This is a genomic window from Achromobacter sp. (genome assembly GCF_036567245.1).
Taxonomy (GTDB): Bacteria; Pseudomonadota; Gammaproteobacteria; order Burkholderiales; family Burkholderiaceae_B; genus Achromobacter.
This window is the reverse complement of sequence record NZ_DATCUY010000018.1, coordinates 1-2,637: the sequence shown is the minus strand read 5'-3', so window position 1 is coordinate 2,637 and position 2,637 is coordinate 1. Positions and strand designations below refer to the sequence as shown.

The 2,637-nt window shown below is 66.7% G+C and carries 3 protein-coding genes; all 3 read left to right on the top strand.

The window, feature by feature from the left end:
* Nucleotides 1-425, top strand: a 425-nt coding sequence (locus tag VIR09_RS00630) for an HlyD family secretion protein (protein WP_332010721.1), incomplete at its 5' end; no start/stop codon positions are given.
* The gene (locus VIR09_RS00625; RefSeq protein ID WP_332010718.1) at nucleotides 422-1,384 is read left to right on the top strand and encodes an ABC transporter ATP-binding protein; all 963 of its coding nucleotides are present in this window, start codon (nucleotides 422-424) and stop codon (nucleotides 1,382-1,384) included. The genes VIR09_RS00630 and VIR09_RS00625, both read left to right, overlap by 4 nt.
* The gene (locus VIR09_RS00620; RefSeq protein WP_332010715.1) at nucleotides 1,381-2,526 is read left to right on the top strand and encodes an ABC transporter permease; all 1,146 of its coding nucleotides are present in this window, start codon (nucleotides 1,381-1,383) and stop codon (nucleotides 2,524-2,526) included. The genes VIR09_RS00625 and VIR09_RS00620 overlap by 4 nt, the downstream gene beginning before the upstream one ends.
* The last annotated feature ends 111 nt before the right edge of the window (nucleotides 2,527-2,637 follow it).

Below are 2,637 nucleotides of genomic sequence, written 5' to 3'. Positions count from 1 at the left end.
CCGAGGTGGACGCGGCCAAGGCGGCCCTGGCCCAGGCGGAATGGACGCTGGCGCAAAAGCGCCTGGCCGCGCCGGCCGCGGGGCTGGTATTCGACACCTTGTACCGCGTGGGCGAATGGGTGCCCGCGGGCAGTCCGGTCGTAAGCCTGTTGCCGCCCGGCAATATCAAGGTGCGCTTCTTCGTGCCGGAGGAAGCGCTGGGGGCGCTGAAGGTAGGCCAGCAGGCCACGGTGCGCTGCGATGCCTGCGGCGATCCCATCCCCGTGCGCATCGACTACATATCAACCCAGGCCGAATACACGCCGCCCGTGATCTACAGCCGCGAAAGCCGCAGCAAGCTGGTCTACATGGTGCAGGCCCGGCCCGCGTCCGAAGCCGCCACGCGGCTGCATCCCGGCCAGCCGGTCGAGGCAACGCCGCAATGAACGCGCCCGCCGCCACGCAAGCGCCCGCCGGGCAATACGTCATCGACGTGCACGGGCTGAACAAGCGCTTCGGCGACAAGCACGTGGTCAACGACGTGTCGCTGCAGGTGCGCGAAGGCGAGATCTTCGGCTTCCTGGGTCCCAACGGCAGCGGCAAGACCACCTGCATCCGCCTGATGTGCGGCCTGTTGACGCCAGACTCGGGCAGCGGCACCTGCCTGGGCTACGACATCCTGCGCGACAGCGAGCAGATCAAGCGGCACGTCGGCTACATGACGCAGAAGTTCTCCTACTGGGACGACCTGACCATACGCGAGAACCTGGATTTCGTGGCGCGCATGTATGGCATGTCGGACCGCAAGGCCAAGGTGGACCGCGCGCTGGAAGACCTGGGCCTGCAAAGCCGCGCCAAACAGCTGACGGGATCCTTGTCCGGCGGCTGGAAGCAACGCCTGGCGCTGGCGGCCTGCCTGCTGCATCAGCCGAAACTGCTGCTGCTGGACGAACCCACCGCCGGCGTGGATCCGACCGCGCGGCGCGACTTCTGGGAGCAGCTGCATGAGCTGGCGGCGCGCGGCATATCGGTGCTGGTCAGCACGCACTACATGGACGAGGCCGAGCGCTGCCACAAGCTGGCCTACATCTCCTACGGCAAGCTGCTGACGCAGGGCACGGCCGAGGACGTCATCGCCGAACAGGGCCTGACCACCTGGGCCATCCACGGCCACAACCTGGTGCCGCTGGCGCAGCGGCTGCGCGGCGCGCCGGGCGTGGACCAGACCGTGGCCTTCGGCTCCGCCCTGCACATCAGCGGCCGCGACGCCGCGCTGCTGGAACGCACACTGCAGGAAGCCATCGCCGGCCAGGACCTGAGCCTGGAACGCATCGACACCAGCCTGGAGGACGTCTTCATCTACCTGATGAAGCGTTCCACCGACAATTTCGCGAGCCCGCCATGATGCGCCATCTGCAAGGCTTTTCCTGGTCGCGCTGGTGGAGCATGGTGCTCAAGGAGTTCCTGCAACTGCGCCGCGACCGCATCACCTTCGGCATGATCGTGGGCCTGCCCATCATGCAGCTGGCGCTGTTCGGCTACGCCATCAACACCAACCCCAAGCAAATGCCGACGGCGGTCATCACCGCCGACCACAGCCCCTTCACGCGCAGCTTCGTCGCGGCGATGAAATCATCGGACTACTTCCACATCGTCGAGGAACTGGACACCGAAGAGGCCGGACGCACGGCGCTGGCCCAGGGCCGCGTGCTGTTCGTGCTGACCATACCGCCGGACTTCAGCCGCAAGCTGCTGCGCGGCGAGCGCCCGGCGCTGCTGATCGAGGCCGACGCCACCGACCCCATGGCGACCGGGCTGGCCATAGGCGCGGCCACGCAGCTGTCGCAGGCCGTGGCGACCAAGGACCTGACCGGCCCGCTGGCCAGCCTGGCGGGCGGCCAGCCGCCCTTCGACGTATTGGTGCACCAGCTCTACAACGAAGAGCAGATCTCGCAATACAACACCGTGCCCGGCCTGATGGGCGTGATCCTGACCATGACGCTGGTGATGATGACCGGCCTGGCCATGACGCGCGAGCGCGAACGCGGCACCATGGAAAACCTGCTGGCGATGCCGGTGCGGCCGATCGAAGTCATGACGGGCAAGATCGTGCCCTACATCGCGATCGGCCTGATCCAGTCCAGCATCATCCTGCTGGCCGCGCACTTCGTATTCCACGTGCCGTTCCAGGGGTCGCTGCTGGCCGTGTACCTGTCGGCGCTGGTGTTCGTGGCCGCCAACCTGACGGTAGGCATCACCTTGTCGTCGCTGGCGCAGAACCAGTTGCAGGCCATGCAACTGACCATGTTCTATTTCCTGCCCAACATGCTGCTATCCGGCTTCATGTTCCCCTTCCAGGGCATGCCGCTGTGGGCGCAATACCTGGGCAACCTGTTGCCGCTGACGCATTTCAACCGGCTGATCCGCGGCATCCTGCTCAAGGGCAACGGCTGGTGGGACCTGTGGCCCAGCATCTGGCCGCTGCTGCTGTTTACCCTGGTCGTCATGACCGCCGCCGTGAAGTTCTACCGCCGCACCCTGGATTGAACCGCCATGTCCCGCCCTACGCCCCTGCCCTTTCCGTCCGCCGCCGCACACAGGCTGGCCGCGCCGGTCCTGTGCGCGCTGCTCGCAGGCTGCGCGGTCGGACCGGACTTC